We start from the raw sequence: 22,676 nt of genomic DNA, 5'->3' as shown, positions 1-22,676 counted from the left end.
ACGGCAGTTTAACTATATACAAAGCAGCGCGTATTCACATAGGTGATATACGCGCTGCTAAAATTCGTTCCACTTATAAACGATTACGAAGATAGGTCGCCGGCTGGCGAAAAGTGCTCAGATGCTAGGCGCATTAAGGAGTTGCAAAGGAGTCGCACTCAGGTACGTCGACGAGCAGCACCTTAATGCAACGACGCAGATGAGTGCTTATCTTATCGCCTGCCCGCTCCCTATCTGTCCTCGTTAAGCATTTTTAAATAGTGTGTACACGAATCATACTGGTATTACCTTGTCCAAATGTGATACCGGAAGTAATAACAGTAATATCACCATATTTAACGTATTTTTCTTTTACAGCACTTTCTGTTGCAATAGCAATCATTTCATCTACATTATGCCATGGTTTACCCACAATAGAATAAACACCCCAGCGTAGATTCAAATGACGTGCTACCACTTCATCTTCTGCAAAAGCAACAATCGCAGCTTTTGGACGATACTTAGAAACAACTTTCGTCGTATAACCGCTTTGTGTTGGTGTAATAATTGCTGCTGCATCTAATTCATATGCCATTTGAACAGTCGCATGTGCAATGGCATCCGTAGTAGATTGTTGAAGTTCAAACCCTCTGTTTACATACAATTTTTTATATTTCAAAGATGCTTCAATACGCTGTGAAATTTTGTTCATTGTTTGCACTGCTTCCACAGGATAGTCACCACTTGCTGTTTCACCACTCAACATGATTGCATCCGTTCCATCTAAGATCGCATTGGCAACGTCACTTGCTTCTGCTCTTGTTGGACGAGGATTTGTAATCATAGATTCAAGCATTTGTGTTGCAACGATAACAGGTTTGCCAACTTTATTACATTTGTCAATAATCATTTTTTGAATCAATGGAACATCTTCTGCTGGTATTTCAACACCAAGATCCCCACGCGCTACCATGATGCCATCTGAAACTTCAATGATTGAATCAATATTGTTTACGCCTTCCATGTTTTCGATCTTGGATATAATTTCCATATGTCCACCATTCTCTTTGATCAATTTGCGAATGGCTTGTACATCAGCAGCACGTTGAATAAACGAAGCAGCGATGAAATCCATATCTTGTTTAATGCCATATAGAATATCGTCTATATCACGATCGGAAATTGGCGGTAAGCTAATGGATACCCCAGGAACTGCAACACGTTTTAAAGTTCCCATTACACCACTGTTCAAGACAGTCGTCACGATGTCTTTGCCTGCAATTTCGTCTACGTGTAAACTTACCAAACCATCGGAAAGTAAAATGATGTCATTTGGTTTTACTTCTTTATAAAGCACTTTATGGCTTACGGAAACATGCGTTTCGTCACCTTCAGCATCATCATGTGTTAATGTGAATTTTTTACCTTCTACAAGTTGTACTTTGCCGGCAGCGAATTTACCTAAACGCATTTCTGGACCTTTGGTATCCAGCATAAGAGAAATTACTTTACTAGCTTTTTTACTTGCAGCTCTCACTGCTTGAATTCTTTCACCATGTTCTTGATGATTTCCATGAGAGAAATTAAAACGAGCAACATTCATGCCACTTGCGATTAAGCCGTCAAGAACGCCTTCTCTTTCAACGCTAGGTCCCATTGTACAAACGATTTTTGTTTTCTTTAACATTTAAAATCCCTACCCTATCACTAAATTTTTAAGCCTTAGAGATATAAATTACCTGCAAAATATATAATTTAAGTTTTGCACAAAATTCATACTTTATACAAAACAAAATTATCTTTACGTTTTAAATTACAAAATTATACATTATAAAAAAACAGCGCAAAAACATGGAAGAATCTTCTATGCTTTGCGCTGTCTCTAAGCTTACTATTTTAAGTTATAAAAAGCGTCTGCACCTTTAAATTGTGCTACACTTGCTAATTCTTCCTCAATTCTCAACAATTGATTGTATTTTGCAATACGATCGCTGCGTGTAGGTGCGCCAGTTTTGATCTGACCAGCGTTTACTGCTACTGCGATATCCGCAATTGTTGCATCTTCAGTTTCACCGGAACGGTGAGATACAACGCAAGTATATCCAGCACGTTTCGCCATTTCCATTGCATCGAAAGCTTCAGTTACAGTACCAATTTGGTTTACTTTTACCAAAATGGAGTTACCAACGCCTTTTTCAATACCATCTGCTAAACGTTTAGGATTTGTAACGAATAAATCGTCACCAACCAATTGAACTTTTTTGCCAAGGCGGTCGGTTAATTTTTTCCAACCATCCCAGTCGTTTTCATCCAAGCCATCTTCGATGGAGATGATTGGGTATTTTTCGACTAATTTTTCATAGAAGTCAATCATTTCGTCACTCGTTCTTACGACGCCTTCACCTTTAAAATTGTACTTACCGTTATCATACATTTCAGAAGACGCAACGTCAAGTGCTAATTTTACTTCTTCACCTGGTTTGTAACCAGCTTTTTCAATCGCTTCAACAATAGCTCCAAGCGCATCTTCATTTGAAGTTAAGTTTGGTGCAAAACCACCTTCATCACCAATTGCAGTATTTAAACCGCGCGCTTTAAGAACAGATTTTAAATTATGATAAATTTCAGCGCCCATGCGTAATGCTTGTGCAAAGCTAGTTGCGCCAACTGGCATAATCATAAATTCTTGGATATCAACATTGTTATCAGCATGCTCACCGCCATTTAAAATGTTCATCATTGGCACTGGCAATTCTTTGGCATTAAAGCCGCCTAAATATTGATACAAGGACAATCCTACAGCTTCAGCAGCAGCTTTTGCTACAGCCATTGAAACACCCAAAGTTGCATTTGCACCTAATTTAGCTTTATTTGGTGTACCATCTAGTTCACAAAGTAAAGTATCGATACCGATTTGATCTACAGCATCCATACCAATAATTTCTGGAGCAATAATATCGTTAACATTCGCAACAGCTTTCAAAACACCTTTACCTAAGTAACGGCTTTTGTCACCATCTCTTAATTCAACTGCTTCATACATTCCTGTTGAAGCACCGGATGGTACAGCAGCTCTGCCCATACTTCCGTCTTCTAAATAAACTTCTACTTCTACGGTTGGGTTACCTCTAGAATCCATGATTTCGCGTGCAAAAACTTCGTTAATAATACTCATAATTTTAAATCCCCCTAGAAATTCATGATAACTATAGTATGTAAAATATTACATGCGTTATATACTATTTTACACCTTTTTTTACGATAAGTAAAACAATTATTTTACATAAATCTTAATTATAATAAATTCAGAATATACAGAAATGCGTATAATTTACGAATTTGTGAAAAATGGTGCATAATTTGACCTTATTTTCCTATTTTGCAACAAAAATTTAATTATTTTTGTAAAATAGAAGAATAATTTAATTTTTAAAATATTTTTTTATTTTATTCTTTGATAAAGCAAGAGTGTTATTCTGAGGTTTTATTGCTAAACCTCTTAATACGTAGATGTCCTTTTGGCATTGACCCAAAAGGACCAAAAAGTCTAGGCCTCAGTCCTCCAAAATCCTTGAAAAATGATCGGCTTACTAAAATTCGCAAACTCACTTCGTTCAGACAAGCGAATTTCTTAACGTAAGCCGATCATTTTTCATCCTTCGGAACGTATTTTTCCGGAAAAGGCCAGGGGAACGAAAGAACTGCCGCATTAAAATGCAACAGCCAGACCGTAAAAAACTAGCGGGGATTCACCTAAGTGAATCCCCGCTACTGAAACCCGTTCCACTTATAAACTAGTACAAAGATAGGTCGCCGGTTGGTGAGAAGTGCTCAGATGCTAGGCACAGTAAGGGGCTGTGAAGGAGTCGTACTGTTGTACGTCGACGAACAGCACCTTACTGTAACGACGCAGATGAGTGCTTATCGCCAACCCGCGGCCTATCTGTCATAGTAAACACATTTCTCTATTATTGACTACTCAATAATTTTTTGTAGTAACTTTGCGCTGTATAAAGTGCAGCGACTGGGTTATGTCCTGTAAGTCTATCTTTGGTAACTAACGTCGTTGTTACAGCTTTGGAGTATTTGTAAAACAAGCTGTCATGACCAACACATAAACCAACTACGACATTTAAGTCAGTTTTATTTTTATTTAATATTTTTGCTTGCATAACAGGATTACATGCACTTGAACCTGGTGTTCTAATATACTTCTCTTCAAGGTTAATCTTTTCCTTTGGTATTGCACCAATTTTACAAGCTACACCATAAGGCTGAAAACCATGTACTTTTAAAATACGGGCAAAAATTCTACTTTCATTGATGAGACCAGAACAGGTCGCGATTCCAATCTTTTTGGCACCAATTCTTCTTGCAAATTCCATGATTTCTTCAACCCGTGTATATTTGCCGTAAAATTCGCCCTCAACTTCAGCTCCGGCAATGGCAATTTTTCGTACTTCTTCATTATTATTATAAAGATCTACGATTTTTTCTATTTCTTTATCGGTCAAATGCGTTGTTAAGCAAAATTCCGGATAACGCCCGTCTCCTTTGCTGCAGCTCGCAGTTCCACAGTCCGTGCATGTAAGGCAAGGACTTTCTTTTGTATTTGTTGTCGTCATTTTACTCCCCTAACTTTCTATTTGAATTTAAATATTATATTCCGTAAAAGAAACGTACCGCGCTAAAAATTGTTTTGTACGTTCATTTTCCGGTCTGCAAAGTATTTTTTCCGGCACCCCTTCTTCCACAATGACACCACCATCCATGAAAACAACATGATCTGCAACCTCACGGGCAAAACCAATTTCATGTGTGACTACAATCATTGTACAATTGACTTCCTGTGCCACTTTCCGCATGACTTCCAAAACTTCGCCGACCAATTCCGGATCAAGTGCTGATGTCGGTTCATCAAATAAAATCACATCCGGATTTAGCGCTAAAGCTCTGGCAATGCCGATACGCTGCTGCTGACCGCCTGACAGTTGATGGGGATAAGCATCGCCTTTATTCGCCAATCCGACCTTCTCCAAGTAATGCTCTGCTGTTTTCTTCGCCTCAGCTTTCGGCATTTTCTTTACGATGAGCAGACCTTCCATAATATTTTCTAATGCCGTTTTATTTTTAAACAAATTATAAGATTGAAAAACCATCGCCGTCCGTTGACGAATCTCATGAATTTGTTTTCGGGTTACTTTTTCGACATCAATATGAAGATCATCTAAAATAATTTCACCACGGTCAGCTTTTTCAAGAAAATTAATCGATCGTAACAGTGTTGTCTTCCCTGATCCGCTTGGTCCCAAAATCACCGTTACCGAACCAGTCTGCACACTATAATCAATACCTTTTAAAACTTCATTGTTCCCAAATGATTTATGAATATTTTTAAACGTAATCATTCGTTCACCCCTTTCTTGAAAAATGCTAATTTATTTTCAATAACCAAAAATAATTTCTCAAACAAAATACTCATACCCCAATAAATACCTGCTACCACAATATAAACTTCCAAATAACGATTGTTATCCGCACAAATCACATTTGCCGCACCAAACAATTCCATGACAGTAATCATAAACGCAATGGAGGTTCCTTTAATTAAATTCAGAAACTGATTTACCATCAACGGCATCGCAAAAACCGCAGCCTGCCGAAGAATGATACGATAAAACCCCTGCCACCAAGTCATTCCGATAGAATAGGCGGCTTCCATCTGCCCTTTTTCTACCGATTGCACTGCAGCACGAAAAGCCTCTGTTAAATACGCCCCTGTATGCAAAGTCAACCCGATAACAGCAAATACTGTCGCAGGAATTTGATTAAAATCTATTTTAGTTCCCGTCGTCTCACTAAAAATCATGAGAAAAATCGGTAAGGCAAAAAAAACAATATATAAGATTACCATTGTGGGTAAAGCCCTGCCTAGCAATACATATGCATCGGCTAGTTTGCTTAAAAAGGGAATTTTTTTCAACCGAATCAGCATCACTACCAGCCCCAAGACACTAGCAAAAAACATACTGCTAATCGCAAGTCCCAAAGTCACCGGAATATACTCTATCAGTTTTAAAAATATTTCTAATAAAAAATATGGATCGATAAGTTGCGTCATGATACATGCTCCTCTTTTCTTCTCTAATCAGCGATAGTTAAGAAGCAAGCTGCTTTCCTAATATCGTACGGCGCTCTATTACATACGTAATGGCCTGAATAACAAAACACAAAAGCACATAAATAATTGCAACATCTACATATAACTCTAAATGACGATAGCTATACGATCCCATTAAATCAGCTTTTCGCAGCATATCCACTACGCCAACGTTGAAAATTAGCGAAGTACTTTTTAATGTCGAAATCACATTATTACTCAATGATGGTATCGCCATGCTAAATGCCTGCGGCAAAACAATTCTAAGATAAGCCTGCCATGTACGCATCCCAATGGAATGTGCCGCCTCTAATTGACCTTTATCAACTGCTAATATACTGCTGCGCATAACTTCTGCAATATAAGCACCCGCATGGATTGACATGATGAGAAAAACGAAAAGCAGTCCCGGTATAGAACGGATATCTTGATATCCCAAGCCCTGCAATAACTGTGGCAGACCAAAACAAACCAAATACAGCTGCACTAAAAATGGTGTACCTCGAATAAAGGATATATATACAAGACAGATTTGATTCAACACTTTGACTTGATTAATCCGAATGATTGCAACAAGACAACCAATGATAAACCCAAACAGTTCTGCCACAACCGTGACAATAATCGTAACATCAATATAAGATAACAAAGTTGGAAAAGCTTTGATCATATAATCAACACTAAAATAACTCCCCAAAATTCACACCTCTTTCTTGCTCATTCTCATGTTTCCTGAATGAATTGAATCGCTGCTTTTGCCATGACCATAACGCCTGTTTTTAGGGATGCATCTTCGACTTTGAAATTTGCATTATGTGCAAAAGCCACAGCTGTTTCGCCCTTTGCTGTTCCACCAATACGGAAATATACAGAAGGCACCCTTTCAGAAAAAAGTGCGAAATTCTCTGATCCATTTGTCGGTTTATCGACAAGAATCACCTGTTCTTTGCCTACTAGCTCCTCTGCTGCCGTTATAAAGCTTTGGGTCAATAGAGGATCATTCACGATCGCCTGCGAAGCAAACTGAAACTCCAGACTTCCTTTTACGCCAGTAACAAGCTCATGCGCCTGCAAAACTTTACGCATTTCATTCTCTATCATCTGATGTACTTTATATTCTGTACCTCGAACGGTTCCGGTAAAGCGTAATTGGCTTGGAATCACATTATTTCTATCGCCCGCATGAATCGTAGCAATTGCTACGACAGCGGGATCAATATAATTCAGTATCCGCCTTGGAATCGACTGAAAATCAAGAATGAGCTTTGCTGCAGTTGACACAATATCCTCTGTAGCATACGGTGCAGAAGCGTGACCGCCTCTGCCTTGCAACGCAACTTCAAACGTACTGGCTGCCATGTTTACCGTACCCGACTTGACCGCAACCGCACCTACAGGATACCGCGCATTCACATGTGCCGCCAAAATCGCTGACACTGTGGGATTGTCAAGAACTCCGTAATCAATAATTTCTTGTGCACCGCCAAAAATCTCTTCTGCTGGCTGAAATATCAATTTAATCGTGCCACCAAAGTGTGCTGTTAAATGTGAGAGTACATATGCAGTTCCCAGCAAATTTACCGTGTTTACATCATGACCACAAGCATGCATAACACCTGAAGTTTTAGATGCATAGGAAACACCTGAAGTTTCATGGAGCGGCAACGCATCCATATCCGCCCGAATCGCAATGCTGTTGTCGCTGTCCAATTGGCCTTTAATATAGCCGATAATCGCAGTCGTTCCAGGAATTTTCTCTATGGGAATCTGCCAATTTTTTAAAGTTTTTGCAACCAAACCTGAGGTTTTATATTCTTGATATCCCAATTCAGGATTTTCATGTATTTGATGTCTGAGTGGAACCAATGCAGGATAAACTGCTTCTGTTAGCTCGAAAATTTTATGATTTAGTGTATGCATTGTCTTCTCCTACTTTTGTGGAACTGTATAATCTTTACCTAAAAACTTTTCTGATAATTTTTTCAATGTACCATCGGCACGCATTTCTTTTATCGTAGCATCAATACGATTTGCTAATTCTTGTGATTTCTCATCTTTACGTAAAGCATAGCAAGTTGCATCACTCGCAATCGTAGGACCTACAGGTTTCACATCAAGACCTAATGTATTTTTCGCTTCGACTATGACGACTTCATACGTTGGTGACGCATCAACACGGCCTGTAGCCACTAAATTCAAAGTTTCCGTGGAGCCTTTGTCAGTGTATACCAATTCAATTTTAGGATCAGCAGTTTCATTATACTTTTGTAATTGGCGTGTTACTTCACTACTGCTCGTAACGGCAACTTTCTTCCCGCGTAAATCATCAATGCTTTTTATATCATCACGATCACCTTTGACTGCCAATTTACGACTTGTATAATTATTTACTTCTTTTGTAAATATACTTTTATCAGCACGTTTTGGATTTTCCACAATCTGATTTGCAATAATATCTACCTGACCAGACTCCAATCCTAAAAAACCGGCATCTACACTCATTGTTTTAAATTCAAATTTAATATCAGGATTTCTCTTCTCAACCTCACGCAAAATTTCTATATCATAGCCGGTTAATTGATCTTTTTCATCCATATACGTAAACGGTCTAAACGTTCCCCGCGTTGCCACGGTGTATGTTTTTACCTCTTTATCCGATTTTGTTGCTGCTTGCTTATTATTTTCATTTAAACCACAGCCTGTTGTAAGCATTAACCCCATAATAAAAAGAAACACGAGTCCAAAACTTCCATATTTTTTACCTTTAGTCAATAAATTCATACCTTTCATTCTCCTCTTTATTTTAAATTACGCAATGCATTCTCAAGCTGTTTTAGTGCCTGTTTTAATGTCTTACGTGGACAAGCAATGTTAATTCTTGCAAAACCTTCGCCTTGTACGCCAAAAATGTACCCTTGATTAAACCACAATCCAGCTTCTTCAATTAAGAACTTTTCCAATGCTTCTTTTGATAGGCCATATGCATTAAAATCTACCCATAAAAAGTAAGTGCCTTCAGGTTTATTTACCTTTAACTCCGGTAATTTTTCAGCGATTTTTTCAAGTGCATAATTGCGATTTTCTTCGATATATGCAAGCACATGATCAAACCACTCTTCGCCTTTTTCATATGCTGCCTGTGTTGCAATCAATGGAAATAAACTAGGCTTAGGAATACCAACATAATCATAAACCGCCTGAAATTTCGCACGCAATGCTTCATCAGGAATTACAATATTAGAATTTCTGATACCAGCTAAATTAAAGGATTTACTTGGTGCGGTACAAATAATTGCCTGTTTTGCAAATTGTTCACCCAGTGTCGCAAATGAAATATGTTTTGCTTCAGAATATACAAGATCACAGTGAATTTCATCGACAATCATTTTTACATCGTGCTGCAAACAGATCTGGCCCAATTTAAGCAAATCATCTTTTTTGTAGACCTTGCCTATAGGATTATGTGGATTGCAAAGGATAAAAACTTTTGGCTTAAACTCTATAATTTTTTGTTCAAAATCCTTAAAGTCTACTTCATAGCCATTTTCAGTCCGGATCAATGGATTTTCTAATACGCGCCGTTTGGTATTTTTAATCACCCGAAAAAATGGATGATATACCGGTGTTTGAATCAAAACAAAATCATCGACTTCCGATAATGCCAGCACAGCAAGATGAATTGCAGTAATCACGCCCGGTGTTTGTTTGACCGATGCAGGGTCAATCGTCCAATTATGCCGTTTTTTAAACCACGCTGTTACTGCATTTAAATATGCATCAGTGACAGCAGCGTAGCCATAGATTCCTCTTTTGGCACGCTTTGCAATCGCTTTTTGGATTGCGGGTGAAGTTTCAAAATCCATATCTGCTACCCACATAGCGATTACATCTTCACGGCCTACACGATCTTTTCTAAAATTCCATTTATTTGAAAGTAAACCATCAAAATCATTTACATGATCAAAATCTATTTCATATTTGTCTAAACGTTTACTTGTATGTGACATAATTCTCTCTCCTTTTTAAAACATACTTTTCCTATATGTATTAATATGTTTTCTTATGTCTTACAGAATAACCTATTAAACATACATTGTCAATATGTTTTTATTTTTTTGAATAAAAAAGAGTCAAATCACATTTATGACTTGACTCTCAATAGCTTACAATGCTATTTTCGATGCCGAAAATAACTTATTTTGTTTTGTCCTATTTACAATACAACGCTTTTATAAAAATCCGTTGATGTTTGATTGATATTATTATAAGTTAGATATTTTGCTTTTTCAATATATTTTTCGTAAACTTCAATAAGTATACAGCGTACAAAATTCCACGTAATAAATACACTATCTAACTTAGTAGTTTTATTGCTACCTTTTCCATTCCACATAAACGAAGGGTGCTTTACACAAAATGTAAAACACCCTCGCATATTTTTATGAAACACTTTTAAGAAGCACAATGCCAGTCACCATACAAACAAGACCAACAACACCGGCACTTTTTAGCTTAACGCCGTAAAATACAACATCCAACCCCGTCGTAAGCAATAGACCACTGGCTCCCCATAACGCATAAGCTATACTCAATTCCATTGTCTTCACAGCTTGTGATAACGCGATAAATGCAATAATAATCAATAATACCGCACCAAAGCCCCAACTTTTATTTTTAAAACCATCAGATTTTTTTAAAAATAGATTGGCGATAACGTCCAGCACAATGGAAACGGTCAGAAATAAAATTCCTTCATTCATTTTTACCATCCCCTGACGCAGACTCGACCATGCCTCTCTTCAATAAAATAATTCCCAACACAATTATACTGACGCCCAAAATTTTGAGAACAGATAATTGTTCCTGAAATAAAATGCAACCAATACCCGTAATAACAACAAGCCCAATACCTTCCCACGTCGCATATGCAACACTTAAGGGAATCTTTACAATCGCTTTCGATAATAAAAAATAGGATAACCCTACCATGATAAGTAGTACTGTGTATCCAGCAATGGATTCATTTTGCCCGACGAACTTTAACATCGTCGTGCCAGTTACTTCAGTAATGATTGCTAAAAATAACGCACACCACTGTAGCATAATATCTAACCCCTTATAGGAACAACATCAATCTATGTTGTTCTTTATTTGTAAAGTTTAATAGCTTTACAAATCTATTATAGCATTGATCTCATGACTTTGGCGAACCGCCCAAAATCATCCTATTCCTGCCGATTTCAGCCAATATGCCGTTAAAGCAGATAGCTGCAAGTTTCCTCAAAACTCCTCTCATCTCCATCACTTCCCATATACTTTGCTGCCTTTCCTTTAGCAAGACAAAGAATATTACGAGCATGGTTTATCCATAAGCTTATATTTTTATTGAATTTATTTAAGTTGTACAACAAAAATGCCGATGAAATAGATAAATAACGAAATATAAAAAGTTAAGAGGTGATTTTTATGAATGTCAATTCCGTAACAGCACAAAGTAATATGTCTTATTTAAAATATACACTTGCCAAAAACAACAGTAAATTTAATTCTGTTCTTTCAACCTCTAATTCCTACGATTATTTATTCAATTCCGGTTCTACCTCTTCTTCAAATCAAACACTCTGGAATTCAAGTTTTTCTTCAAAAAACGCTGCAGCCGATCCTGGACTCATTTTAGCAACGATGCAAAAATACACAAAAACCTCCAATGCTTTCTATCCGGCTTTTGCGTCTACTTCTACGAATCTACAGACTTCTTCAGCAAAACTCACCGATACATTAAAAAATACCGATACCTCCACGAAAGACACCGTTGATCGTATTACTGCTTTTGTCGACGATTACAATGCGACTACTAAATTATTTAATAAAAATTCTAATACTTCTTCCGCATTATCTGCACTATCCGTCTCCTTTTCCAGCGGAACAAGCAGTTTAAGAAAATCACTCGCAACGATTGGCATAACGGTACAAAAGGATGGAACTATGGCAGCTGACAAAGAAGCTTTAACAGATGCCGTTAAAAATGAATACGGCTCTGTGCAATCCTTGTTAGGCGGTTCAACAGGGCTTGCCAATCAAGCTTATACAAAAATTAAAATTGCAAGCAATCGAGCGAGTGATCTAGTCCCTTTCCCCGATTTTACAAAAATGACTACATCCTCAGCATCGCTTGGGTTGCTTGCAGACTTATATGCATAATATTCATTGATACACTGAGGACAGATAGGCCGCGGGTCGGCGAGAAGCGCCCATCTGCGTCGTTGCAATAATGGGGCTGCTCGTCGACGTACGGAAGTACGACTCCTTCGCAGCCCCATTATTGCGCCTAGCATCTGAGCACTTCTCACCAACCGGCAACCTATCTTCGTGCTAGTTTATAAGTGGAACGAAAATTTTAGTAGCATGTATTCACCTAGGTGAATACATGCTACTTTGTCTACAGTTTGAATGCCGCATTAAAATGCGGCATTTTTTTGCGTCCCCGGCCTTTTCCGGAAAAATACGTTCCGAAGGATGAAAAAATAGTGGCTTGCGTAAAGAAATCCGTTTGTCTGAGCGAAGCGAGTTAAGGATTTTAGCAAGCCACTATTTTTTCAAGTTTTTTGGAGGTTTAGGCCTAGACTTTTTGGTCCTTTTGGGTCGATGCCAAAAGGACATCCCCCCCCATTTTTTTATTAAACCTTAAATCTTGCTACAGCTGACTGCAATTCAGTTGCTAAATTTGCTAGATTTTGACTTGCTGAAGCAATTTCCTGCATTGCCGCGGATTGTTCTTCGGTAGCAGCGGATACTGCCTCACTTTCGGCTGCATTGGTTTTACTTACATCATCAATCTTGGCAATAGAATCTAACATGCTTGCACTGCCAGTCGCCATTTGGCTGATTTCAGAAGAAATACTCGTAATTTCTTCTGATAAATTATCAATAGACCGAACAATATTTTTAAAAATTTCATCTGCTGATTTTACTGCTTCTATGCCGACGGCAACACGCTCAATACCTTCTTTACTCGCTATAACAGCTTCTTGCATATCTGCCAAATTAAACTGCACAAGATCGCCAATCTTTTTCGAAGATTGATTGGATTCTTCCGCAAGTTTTCTTACTTCTTCTGCAACGACTGCAAAACCACGCCCCTGTTCACCGGCACGCGCTGCCTCAATGGCTGCATTTAATGCCAACAGGTTGGTCTGTCCGGCTATATTAGAAATCAACTCCACAATATTGCTAATCTCTTGCGATCCTTTATCTAATTTCGTAATCGCTTGTTGAATTGCCTCTGATCCTTCGCCAATCTGCTCCATTTCAGAAACTGCTCTAGCAATTGCTTCACGTCCTTGCCCGGCATTCTCTGAAGTTTCTTCCACGATTCCAACGATATCCTGTGACTTTACAGCAATTTGTGTAACACTGCCGGAAAAACGCTGCGCAACACCATTTACTTCATCCGCTACTGCAGATTGTTTTTCTACCCCTTGCGCAATCTCTGTAATTGAAGCAGCGACTTGCGTAGCCGCTTCTGCAGATTGCTGTGCACCTGCCGTAAGCTCTTCACTAGCACTGGCAACTTGTTGGGACTGATCCTGCATCTTTTGAATCAGTTTGCGTAATGTTTTTCTCATATCGTGAAAACCACTGGATAACTGTCCAATTTCATCTTTAGAAACTACACTCACATGATCCTGTCGCAAATCTCCAGTATTTAAGACAGCACATTCATCACGGATGGTTTCAATCGGCTTAGAAATACGTTTTGCAAAAAAGTAAATAACAAAAATCGCTAAAAGAATAAATAGAATAGAAATTCCTGTCATTACCTTAAACAATAACATAGCCTCGCTCTGCACTTCTGCTTTCGGTGCAGTCACAACCATAATCCAACGGCGTCCATCCAGTTCAACCGGTGTCATGACCGCCACGGAATCTATCCCTAAAGAAGTTGTATACGCAGATGAAGTTTGCTTGCCGGAAGCCGCTACATCTTTAAACCCATTGATTAAACGATCATCAAGTTCTGTTCCGGCAGAATTCAATTCTGGATTTACTTTTTTCTCCGTCAAATTTAATTTACCCGCCATTTCAGGTTTGGTTCCATATCCTAATACCAAACCTGAATGATCTGCGAGATACCCATAACCAGTTTCTTTAAACTTTACTTGTTCCATCATTTTTGACAGATTTTCTAAACTAATCGTTCCAAAAACATACCCAATTAACGTATCATTCTTCATCACCGGGCGTACCAAAACTGTAATCAACTTTCCACTTGTTCCCGAAACAAATGGATTAGAAACATAAGCTTTCTTCGTTTCTTTTACTTTTTTTATGTATTCACGGTCGCCGCGTTCCATATGTAAACCAGTTTCATTAATCGCTACACCATCTAAATTTGTATAGCAAATCATATCAAAACCGGCACTTCTATTTTTTGCCGCCGCTAAAGTTTTAACTTTTGCCGCCTCATCTCCGTCGACAATTTCCGGCATAGCTGCTAACTCATCTAAACGAATCATTTTTTCATCAATTTCATTTGCAATCTTCACCGCAAATTTATCGCCTACTTCACGCGCAATTTCATCTGCACTTGTTAATAAAGCTTTATTTGCGACATAATAGCTAATTCCCGATAAAATAACAAAACTTAATATAAACAAAGGGATTAGTGTAATTAAAAACTTCGCTCTAACTGTATTGAATTGTTTATCATACTTCACTTTTAAAACATTCCTTTTATATTAATATTTAGATCTGATCTTTTGTATAAATACTATATATGAATCAACTATACATTAATTACACCCGATATATTCACCACGCTCCTATAAATATAATTTATAAATTCATTAGAATAATATCATTTTATGTACAATTTGTCAAATTTTAGTTCTATTGTTATAAAATGAGTTTTATGTGCTAAAATGATTAAAATAATGCAACTAAATATTCTCCTTCATCAAAATACATTGGATTAATTTTACATATTTACTTCTTCGACTTTAGTTTCTATTAAAAACTTCGATATATAGTATAGAAGGTAGTAAATTGGTTACTGACATTGCCGCATACATAAAAAGCAAAGTTTGCATAAAATCAATAACCATTTAAGCGCTTCAGTAAAATTACAGTATAGGGAGTACATAAAAAATGCGCATAGAAAATTACAATACTTTTGCACAAAGTCAGCTAGTTTCTAATACAAAAAAAACAGGCAATGCAAAATTACCTGACTATACCGGTTTTCAATTCAATACAAAAACGGCCCCCGCCATGAGTGAGGGAAAATACCAAAAAGCAATCATTGATCAAGCAAAAAAAGACCAAGCGGCTGGAAAATTTCAATCTGACTCGGCTGGTTTTAGAAGCTTAGAAAAAAGTTATGTTTCTGTTGTTTCGCCAGATAGAAAAAGTATTATTTCCAATGGCCTAACGGCAATATACAAAAATAATAAAACGCAGCCTGAGCCGCTTAACTTGATTGATTACCTCTTTGGCACTGCCAAATACCACAAAGAAGCGAAAAGCCTAACTTATGCTGAGTTTTACGACGATAATGGTGAAATGGTCGCTACTTATTCAAATAACGGCTGGACCTCCTTTAGTACAAAGGCCGAAAATGCTCGTCAAGTCGAACTTTGCAGTATATATAATGTCGCATGGAATGCTGCAGCAAAAGCAAAAAATGCCGGAAGCAGTGCTGCAAATCCGACATCTGCCACATCTTCGATTCAACTATCCGTCTAATTTACTTCATAAGATTTAACTGATTATAAAAATTCACGCACCAATGTTGAGATAAGCGAAATGAAAGCTTATTTCAACATTATTTTTTTGCATAAAATAAGCATAAGATGAATCACGCAATCGGCCACATTTGAGTTGCAAACAGAATGCGCTGCGTGATCACTTATGCTTGTCATTTACTTCACTACATTTTTTTACTTAAACACTATAGTCCATCACCAATATCCGATTTCGCAGTGTGCACCGCCGGCACAACACTCGCCAAGATACCAACAATCAGTACCGCTATTAGCATATTAGCTTCACCTAGCGTAAAGCTTCCCGTAATTGCAATAGAGGTCTTCTGCTGTAAAACACGTGCAATCATCGAAAAGGCACTATGACCTAAGGCTGTTCCAAATACAATCCCGCTTGTAATTAAAATTACACCCTCTCCGAATACAATTGCTAAAATATCACGATTCCCTGCACCAATCGATCGCAAAATTGCCCGTTCTCTGGTTCGGCTGAGTGCTGACCAATATAAAGAAAATGCACTGACAAGAAGTGCCATAGCAAGCACTGCATAGCCAATGATCTGTAATATTTTCTGACCTTCACCTAAAATTGCAAATAGCTTGACTACAACTTGAGATGGAAAAATCAATTGTGCATCGTGTTGCTTCTGAAATTGTTGATAAAGCTGCATCGCTTCGGCATATCCTTTAGGTTTTACTAAAATTACCGTCGTAGATTTTTCATGATCGTGATTTTCATCATGCTCTATCGCCACAGTCTCATCGTGTTTCTGCTCTCCATCATGTCCATTATGTTCATGCAGTTTCCAAGTACTCTCTAAAGAAACTAAAATACCGCTGTCATAAGGGCCGTGAAGTTCTTTTAAAATACCGACCACTGTAAACTTCTCTGCATGCTCGTCTCCACTGTTTCCCGCAACTACACCATGTGAAGAAGAAAACTGATCCCCGATCCGAAGTCCAGTCTCCGCTGCAGTCTTCGCTCCAATAACCGCTTCGAACGGAGCCGAAAATTTTCTTCCCTGCTCTAGCTGAAGCCAAATCGGTGCACCGCTTTTTATCGTATGCGTGAAAATTTCTTCTTCCGTACTGATGATACGAAAACCGCGATAATTATCGCCAAACCCAATTGGGATCGCCGATTCTACCAATGGATTTTTTTCTAGTTCATCGACTAAATCATATCCAATATTTCCAATCGGTATATCCTGTAAAAACACAGTATTTAACACCAATTGATTGGGGCTCCCCTTTGCTCCTACAATTAAATCGAATGGTTCTGCCGCTTTAATCAGACCTTGCTGAATACTTGCCGCAAGCAGCATAACAACGATTGTCAAAGCTATCGAACAGCCAATCAAGAGGATACTCAAAGCACTCTGTAAAGGTTTCTCCCAAATATTCCGCCAGATGATCAGCAAATGTGTCATACTGCCGCCTCCCTTTGCATTCTCATCTCATAACAATGTCCGAATTTCCCCATAACAATCGGATCATGGGTACTGATTAGCAGCTTGCTATTGTTTTCACTGCAAAGTTTTTTGAGCAAATCTAAAATAATACCTGCATTCTCTTGATCTAAGCTGGCAGTTGGTTCATCTGCTAAGATAAGTTTAGGCTTATTAATTACTGCTCTGGCCACAGCTACTCTCTGCTGTTCACCGACACTTAGTCGATTTGGCTTCATATGCAGCTTATCAGCCAGACCGACGATCTCCAGCAGTTCTTTAGCATCTTTAAGAATTTTAGCACGATCTTTTTGTCCGGCAAAATGAGCAGCAATCCTGATATTCTCTCCTACAGTCAATCCATTCAGCAAATTTAATTTCTGAAAAATGTAGCCAACATTTTGGGCCCGCCACTGATCACATTCTTTTGAAGATAATTGATTTATTTCTACGTCATCACATTTAACCATACCGCTTGTGGGGATGAGCAGCCCTGCGATCATATGCAGCAATGTCGTTTTTCCTGAACCACTCGGACCAACCAACAACATTTGCTCACCTGAATTGACCTTTAACGCATCCACTCTTGCAATCGTTAAAATTTTGCCATTTGGCAGACTTACTTGTTTGAGCAAATTTTTAATTTCCAGCATATTCATTTCTCCGCACTTTAAAAATTTTTACATCTTCTTGATTTACTCAATCGAGTGCTTCTAAACTATCGGCTTGAATTCTAACCAAACTTACAAATCCTGTCTCCTCATCTACCTGCGTTCCCAATTCCAATTTTCCCGTCACATAAATTGGTTTATCAAATGGCAATGATGTTATAGGTTCGCTGAGTTTCACAACAACAATATCACTTGGCCAATCGGCATCACTAGAACAAAATGGGCAGATTGCCATCGGCTCCCGTGTAAGTACAAAAAAATGAATCGTAGGTTTTAACGGCGGCGCCATGAACCCTACCATACGTACGCGATGTCCTTCGGCATTTTGCAGTTTACCCGACATCGTAATTCCTAACGATGATACGGATTCATACATTTCTGAGAACTGTATATCAATCGGCGTTTCATTAAACCATCCATCCCAAAATGCAGCCTGTGCTGTCCGAAAGAAAAGGGGCGATTCCGCAATCGGAACCGCCTGTTTAGGCGAATCATATGGTGAAAAAACACTAGCCAGCAACAGCCCAAAGTATATGCCGATACTCCATTGTACTAGTCTCTTCATTTTGATTTGCCTCCCTTTTACTTATTTATTGTTTTTATTTCCATCAATTCCAAGGGCACGTACCATTCCAAAGAATACTTCCGTATTATCCATAACCCCTTTAAAATATTCCGCGCCCGGGCCATCGGCATTCAAGATTACATCATCAGCCGAATGTACCTCTGAGCTCTCATCTGCAGGAATGTTTCCTTCAAAAAACTGTCCTTTTATGTTAGGATTGGCAATTGCTTTATCATTTGCCATGATTGCTGGTGATATCGGCTCCGGTTTAAACCTATAATCCATATTCACATCTGGATGATTTGCATATTGTACGGCTAAAGTTACATCTGGATCCGGATTTTCCGGATATCCGTCGCCATCTTTATCCTCAAAAGTCGGAAAGCCTGCATTTGCATACGTACGTACAGCTTCTCGTCCCGTTTTGCCGTCTTTTTCATGATATGTACCCGTGATACTAGCTCCATGAGAATGATCGGCAACGACAATAATTAACGTATCATCATTTTGTTTTGCAAAAGTTCTGGCTGCACCAACCGCTTTATCTAATTCTATATTATCATATGCGGCTCTTTGCCAATCCATCGTGTGCAATTGTTTATCTATACAGGCACCTTCAACCATTAAAAAGAAACCATTTTTATTTTTGCTTAGCGTATCAATCGCTTTTTTCGTCATATCCACAAGCCCCGGTTGATCTTGAAAACCGCCCAATACTTTAGGATTTTTTGTCATTTCCCGGTCAATATACACATTTAAATTGTCCAATTGATATAAACCTAACAACTTATTTGAATCTTTCGGAGTCGCAAGAAGCTCTGATTTCGTTCCAGAAAATTGATAGCCAAGATTTTTAAACTCATCAATGACATTTACTTCATCTTTTCGTTTTGAACCTGGTGTGCTCATCGGTAAGAATTGTCTTGCACCGCCCCCCAAAATAACATCCGGACGATGCATTTCATCCAGCATATTTTGCGCAATAAAATTTTGTTCACTGCGTTTACGAGTATGCGCTACCATAGCAGCCGGAGTCGCATCTGTAATATTCGAAGTCGTCACTAAACCTGTTGACATGCCGCGTGTACGTTTCACAAGTTCCACAATATTCTCCACATTTGGATCATCAAGCGGATCTTTCGTGCTATTGGCATAAACGCCCATAGAATTTACTACACCTTTTTGTCCCGTAGCATATGCAGATGCACTATTTGCAGAATCCGTAACCAATGAATCATAACCAGAAGTCGTTACAATCGCCATGTTCGATAACTTTTCCATCTCAAGCGTATCGTTAAATTTTCCTTCAGTCATGCCTTTTGACAAAATACGTGCCATTTCACGTGCTTGCAAACTCATGCCATCGCCGACAAAAAGAATTACATTCTTTGCTTTTTTCTGTGCTTTATCTGCAACAATATTATAATTTACAACGCGCTTACTACCATTTGCATTTACAACAATGTCTATATTGCCAGCTTTTTTCATCTCAACTTGATCAATACGATAGGTCGCCATAGTTCCATCCATAGAAACAACGGCAGCTTTCCCAAAATATTTTTCTGCTGATTTACCATTAATCGTCACTTGAATATCATTTGTTGCTGCATCTTTTACTTCAATTAAAAAATCAAATTTCTGTCCAGCAATCAACTTTGCATGATCAATTGGTAATACTGTAATTGATGAAGTCTGCTGCATAACATAAGGTGCTGCAAAACCACTTGCTGTCGCCCCTGTCATGCAACCAAGTACAGTAAATGCTGTACATAAACCCAATGCACTCTTCCTTAAATTCTTTGGCAGTTTATATTCCATTCTCAACGCGTCCTCCTTCAATATAAACGAAATATTAAAAACTAGTACCTTGACTTAACTATGGTCAAATCTGATATCAGGGTGTAAAGATTTTGGATATTGTGAAAAAGTTTCGTAAGCTAAGCAGCGTATTTTTTTGCGCAAGGTACTAGCTCTGTAGTTTCATTGTAGACTTTTAAAAGGAAAGATTTGTTATCGCTATGTTAAAAATTTGTAAAATTTATTTATATGGATTACATATAAATAAAGCAATCGCACTAAAAATCTTAATACCTCTATATGCATAGGTGTCCTTTTGTCATTGCCACAAAAGGACCAAAAAGTCTAGGCCTAAAACCTCCAAAATACTTGAAAAATGACCGGCTTACTAAAATTCGCAAACTCACTTCGTTCAGACATGCAAATTTCTTAACGTAAGCCGGTCATTTTTCATCCTTCGGAACGTATTTTTCCGGAAAAGGCCAAAGGACGAAAAAAACTGCCGCATTAAAATGCGGCAGGCTCAAGACAAAGTAGATGGTATTCACAAAGTGAATACCATCTACTAAAATACGTTCCACGTATAAACTAGTACGAAGATAGGTTGCCGGTTGGTGAGAAGTGCTCAGATGCTAGGCGCATGAAGGGGCTGTGAAGGAGTCGTACTGGCGTACGTCGACGAACAGCACCTTCATGCAACGACGCAGATGAGTGCTTATCGCCAACCCGCCGCCTATCTGTCCTCATTTATCCACCTATTAAAGATTTCCCAGTCATCTCTTGTGGAACCTTCACACCTGCAATATCTAATAAGGTAGGTGCAATATCACATAAACGACCTGTATTTACTTTCGCAATTTTATCAGAAATAACAATGAACGGTACAACATTTGTCGTATGTGCTGTAAATGGTTCACCTGTCACAGTATCCAACATCATCTCTGCATTGCCATGGTCAGCGGTGATACAAACTGTACCATTTACTGCCTGCATCGCCTCAACTAAGCGACCTACACATGCATCTACTGTTTCAACCGCTTTGACAGCTGCGGAAAGAACGCCGGTGTGACCAACCATATCACCATTTGCAAAGTTAAGGATAATGACATCATGATTTTTCGCACGAATTTGTTCAACGACTTTATCCGTAACTTCATTTGCGCTCATTTCCGGTTGCAAATCATAGGTTGCAACTTTCGGAGAAGGAACTAAAATACGTTCTTCACCTTCAAGCGGTGCTTCTACCCCGCCATTAAAGAAGAATGTAACATGGGCATATTTTTCAGTCTCAGCGATTCGAAGCTGTTTCATGCCTTCTTTGTGCAATACCTCGCCAAGCGTATTGGTCAAAGTTTGCGGTTCATAGGCAATTGTGACATTGAGCCCTTTTTCATATTGTGTCATCGTCGCAAAAGCAAGGTCTATATAACCTTTTTTACGACTGAATCCATCAAACTCTTTGTCAGTAAAGACATGCGTCAATTCTCTTGCTCTATCCGGACGGAAGTTAAAGAATATTGCGCCGTCGCCTTCCTTCATACCAGCATACGCACCAATTGCAACTGGTATTACAAATTCGTCAGTTTTGCCCGCTTCATAGGAAGCTTTTACGGCATCTACTGCACTTTTAGCTTTCTCACCTTCGCCGCAAGCAATTGCTAAATATGCTTTTTCAACACGTTCCCAGCGTTTATCACGATCCATGGCATAGTAACGACCGGAAAGAGTCGCTATTTTTCCCACACCAATTTCAGCAACTTTCTTTTCAAGCAGTTGCACATACTCGGCCGCACTTGATGGCGGTACATCACGACCATCTAAAAATGCATGCACATAGACTTCTTTCAAACCTTGTTTCTTTGCTAATTCTAACAACGCATATAAGTGCGTGTTATGGCTGTGTACACCGCCATCAGATACTAAGCCCATCAAATGCAGGGCACTATTCTGTTTCTTTACCTTTTCAATCACATCTAAAAGGACTGGATTATTAAAGAATTCACCATCTCGAATTGCCTTCGTAATGCGAGTGAGCTCCTGATAAACAATTCGTCCAGCTCCGATATTCAAATGCCCAACTTCCGAATTTCCCATTTGTCCATCTGGTAGTCCAACCGCTTCTCCAGAACACTTTAAGGTTGTATTTGGATATTTTTTCATCAAACTATCCATGACGGGTGTCTTTGCAATGGCAATTGCATTATTAGAATCGTTTGAATCCCCAACACCCCAACCATCTAAAATAACTAATGCTACAGGTGCAGTTAATTTTTCCATTCTATTTCATCCACCTAA

General features: G+C 38.5%; 19 protein-coding genes. 2 read left to right on the top strand and 17 right to left on the bottom strand.

The genetic code is table 11. The annotated features are described in order from the left end of the window. Window positions 1-253: 253 nt before the first annotated feature. The 11 genes from pyk to BN6559_RS14575 all read right to left on the bottom strand — a co-directional run bounded on the left by pyk (window position 254) and on the right by BN6559_RS14575 (window position 11,242). Complete coding sequence (gene pyk, locus BN6559_RS14630; protein WP_110955413.1) at window positions 254-1,666, bottom strand: pyruvate kinase; 1,413 nt, start codon at window positions 1,664-1,666, stop codon at window positions 254-256. A gap of 204 nt (window positions 1,667-1,870) precedes the next feature. Further along, window positions 1,871-3,154, bottom strand: a complete 1,284-nt coding sequence (eno, locus tag BN6559_RS14625) for a phosphopyruvate hydratase (RefSeq protein ID WP_110955412.1) — start codon at window positions 3,152-3,154, stop codon at window positions 1,871-1,873. Between the two features lie 793 nt (window positions 3,155-3,947). Next, window positions 3,948-4,604 carry a DUF1847 domain-containing protein gene (locus tag BN6559_RS14620; protein WP_110955411.1) on the bottom strand — a complete coding sequence of 219 codons (657 nt, stop codon included), beginning with the start codon at window positions 4,602-4,604 and terminating at the stop codon, window positions 3,948-3,950. Between the two features lie 27 nt (window positions 4,605-4,631). Then, on the bottom strand, window positions 4,632-5,387 hold the full coding sequence (locus BN6559_RS14615) for an amino acid ABC transporter ATP-binding protein (protein WP_110955410.1): 756 nt from the start codon (window positions 5,385-5,387) through the stop codon (window positions 4,632-4,634). Next, entirely contained in the window at window positions 5,384-6,100 is a 717-nt protein-coding gene (locus tag BN6559_RS14610; RefSeq protein WP_110955409.1) for an amino acid ABC transporter permease, read from the bottom strand. Before BN6559_RS14610 ends, BN6559_RS14615 begins: the two co-directional genes overlap by 4 nt. A gap of 37 nt (window positions 6,101-6,137) precedes the next feature. Beyond that, complete coding sequence (locus BN6559_RS14605) at window positions 6,138-6,836, bottom strand: amino acid ABC transporter permease (RefSeq protein WP_110955408.1); 699 nt, start codon at window positions 6,834-6,836, stop codon at window positions 6,138-6,140. A 26-nt stretch (window positions 6,837-6,862) separates the two neighbouring features. Further along, window positions 6,863-8,059 carry a M20 metallopeptidase family protein gene (locus BN6559_RS14600; protein WP_110955407.1) on the bottom strand — a complete coding sequence of 399 codons (1,197 nt, stop codon included), beginning with the start codon at window positions 8,057-8,059 and terminating at the stop codon, window positions 6,863-6,865. Window positions 8,060-8,068: 9 nt separating this feature from the next. Beyond that, entirely contained in the window at window positions 8,069-8,920 is an 852-nt protein-coding gene (locus BN6559_RS14595; RefSeq protein ID WP_110955406.1) for a transporter substrate-binding domain-containing protein, read from the bottom strand. A gap of 17 nt (window positions 8,921-8,937) precedes the next feature. Then, window positions 8,938-10,146, bottom strand: coding sequence for a MalY/PatB family protein (locus tag BN6559_RS14590; RefSeq protein WP_110955405.1), 1,209 nt, complete (start codon window positions 10,144-10,146; stop codon window positions 8,938-8,940). Window positions 10,147-10,578: 432 nt separating this feature from the next. Further along, window positions 10,579-10,899, bottom strand: a complete 321-nt coding sequence (locus BN6559_RS14580) for an SMR family transporter (RefSeq protein ID WP_110955403.1) — start codon at window positions 10,897-10,899, stop codon at window positions 10,579-10,581. Then, entirely contained in the window at window positions 10,892-11,242 is a 351-nt protein-coding gene (locus tag BN6559_RS14575) for an SMR family transporter (RefSeq protein WP_110955402.1), read from the bottom strand. The genes BN6559_RS14580 and BN6559_RS14575 overlap by 8 nt, the downstream gene beginning before the upstream one ends. A 363-nt stretch (window positions 11,243-11,605) precedes the next feature. On the opposite strand from BN6559_RS14575, the gene fliD reads away from it, so the two are divergent. Next, window positions 11,606-12,340 (top strand): flagellar filament capping protein FliD, encoded by a 735-nt coding sequence (fliD, locus tag BN6559_RS14570; RefSeq protein ID WP_110955401.1) that lies wholly within the window; start codon window positions 11,606-11,608, stop codon window positions 12,338-12,340. A gap of 476 nt (window positions 12,341-12,816) precedes the next feature. Here fliD and BN6559_RS14565 read toward each other — a convergent pair whose 3' ends face one another. After that, window positions 12,817-14,856: a methyl-accepting chemotaxis protein gene (locus tag BN6559_RS14565; RefSeq protein WP_110955400.1), complete on the bottom strand. Its 2,040-nt coding sequence runs from the start codon at window positions 14,854-14,856 to the stop codon at window positions 12,817-12,819. A 430-nt stretch (window positions 14,857-15,286) separates the two neighbouring features. Here BN6559_RS14565 and BN6559_RS14560 point away from each other — a divergent pair, with 430 nt between their 5' ends. After that, window positions 15,287-15,883, top strand: a complete 597-nt coding sequence (locus tag BN6559_RS14560; RefSeq protein WP_199884031.1) for a hypothetical protein — start codon at window positions 15,287-15,289, stop codon at window positions 15,881-15,883. A gap of 205 nt (window positions 15,884-16,088) precedes the next feature. Here the strand turns inward: BN6559_RS14560 and BN6559_RS14555 are convergent, their stop codons facing one another. The 5 genes from BN6559_RS14555 to gpmI all read right to left on the bottom strand — a co-directional run bounded on the left by BN6559_RS14555 (window position 16,089) and on the right by gpmI (window position 22,658). After that, on the bottom strand, window positions 16,089-17,330 hold the full coding sequence (locus tag BN6559_RS14555; RefSeq protein ID WP_110955399.1) for an ABC transporter permease: 1,242 nt from the start codon (window positions 17,328-17,330) through the stop codon (window positions 16,089-16,091). Beyond that, window positions 17,327-18,001, bottom strand: coding sequence for an ABC transporter ATP-binding protein (locus BN6559_RS14550; protein ID WP_199884030.1), 675 nt, complete (start codon window positions 17,999-18,001; stop codon window positions 17,327-17,329). The genes BN6559_RS14555 and BN6559_RS14550 overlap by 4 nt, the downstream gene beginning before the upstream one ends. A 46-nt stretch (window positions 18,002-18,047) precedes the next feature. After that, window positions 18,048-18,584 (bottom strand): hypothetical protein, encoded by a 537-nt coding sequence (locus BN6559_RS14545; protein ID WP_199884029.1) that lies wholly within the window; start codon window positions 18,582-18,584, stop codon window positions 18,048-18,050. A 21-nt stretch (window positions 18,585-18,605) separates the two neighbouring features. Beyond that, window positions 18,606-20,402: an alkaline phosphatase gene (locus tag BN6559_RS14540; RefSeq protein WP_110955397.1), complete on the bottom strand. Its 1,797-nt coding sequence runs from the start codon at window positions 20,400-20,402 to the stop codon at window positions 18,606-18,608. Between the two features lie 726 nt (window positions 20,403-21,128). After that, window positions 21,129-22,658 (bottom strand): 2,3-bisphosphoglycerate-independent phosphoglycerate mutase, encoded by a 1,530-nt coding sequence (gpmI, locus tag BN6559_RS14535; RefSeq protein ID WP_110955396.1) that lies wholly within the window; start codon window positions 22,656-22,658, stop codon window positions 21,129-21,131. Window positions 22,659-22,676 lie beyond the last annotated feature (18 nt).

This window comes from Massilibacillus massiliensis, assembly GCF_900086705.1.
Taxonomy (GTDB): Bacteria; Bacillota; Negativicutes; order FLKF01; family FLKF01; genus Massilibacillus; species Massilibacillus massiliensis.
Note: the sequence above shows the minus strand (reverse complement) of the source record. Positions and strands in the feature narration are given on the sequence as shown.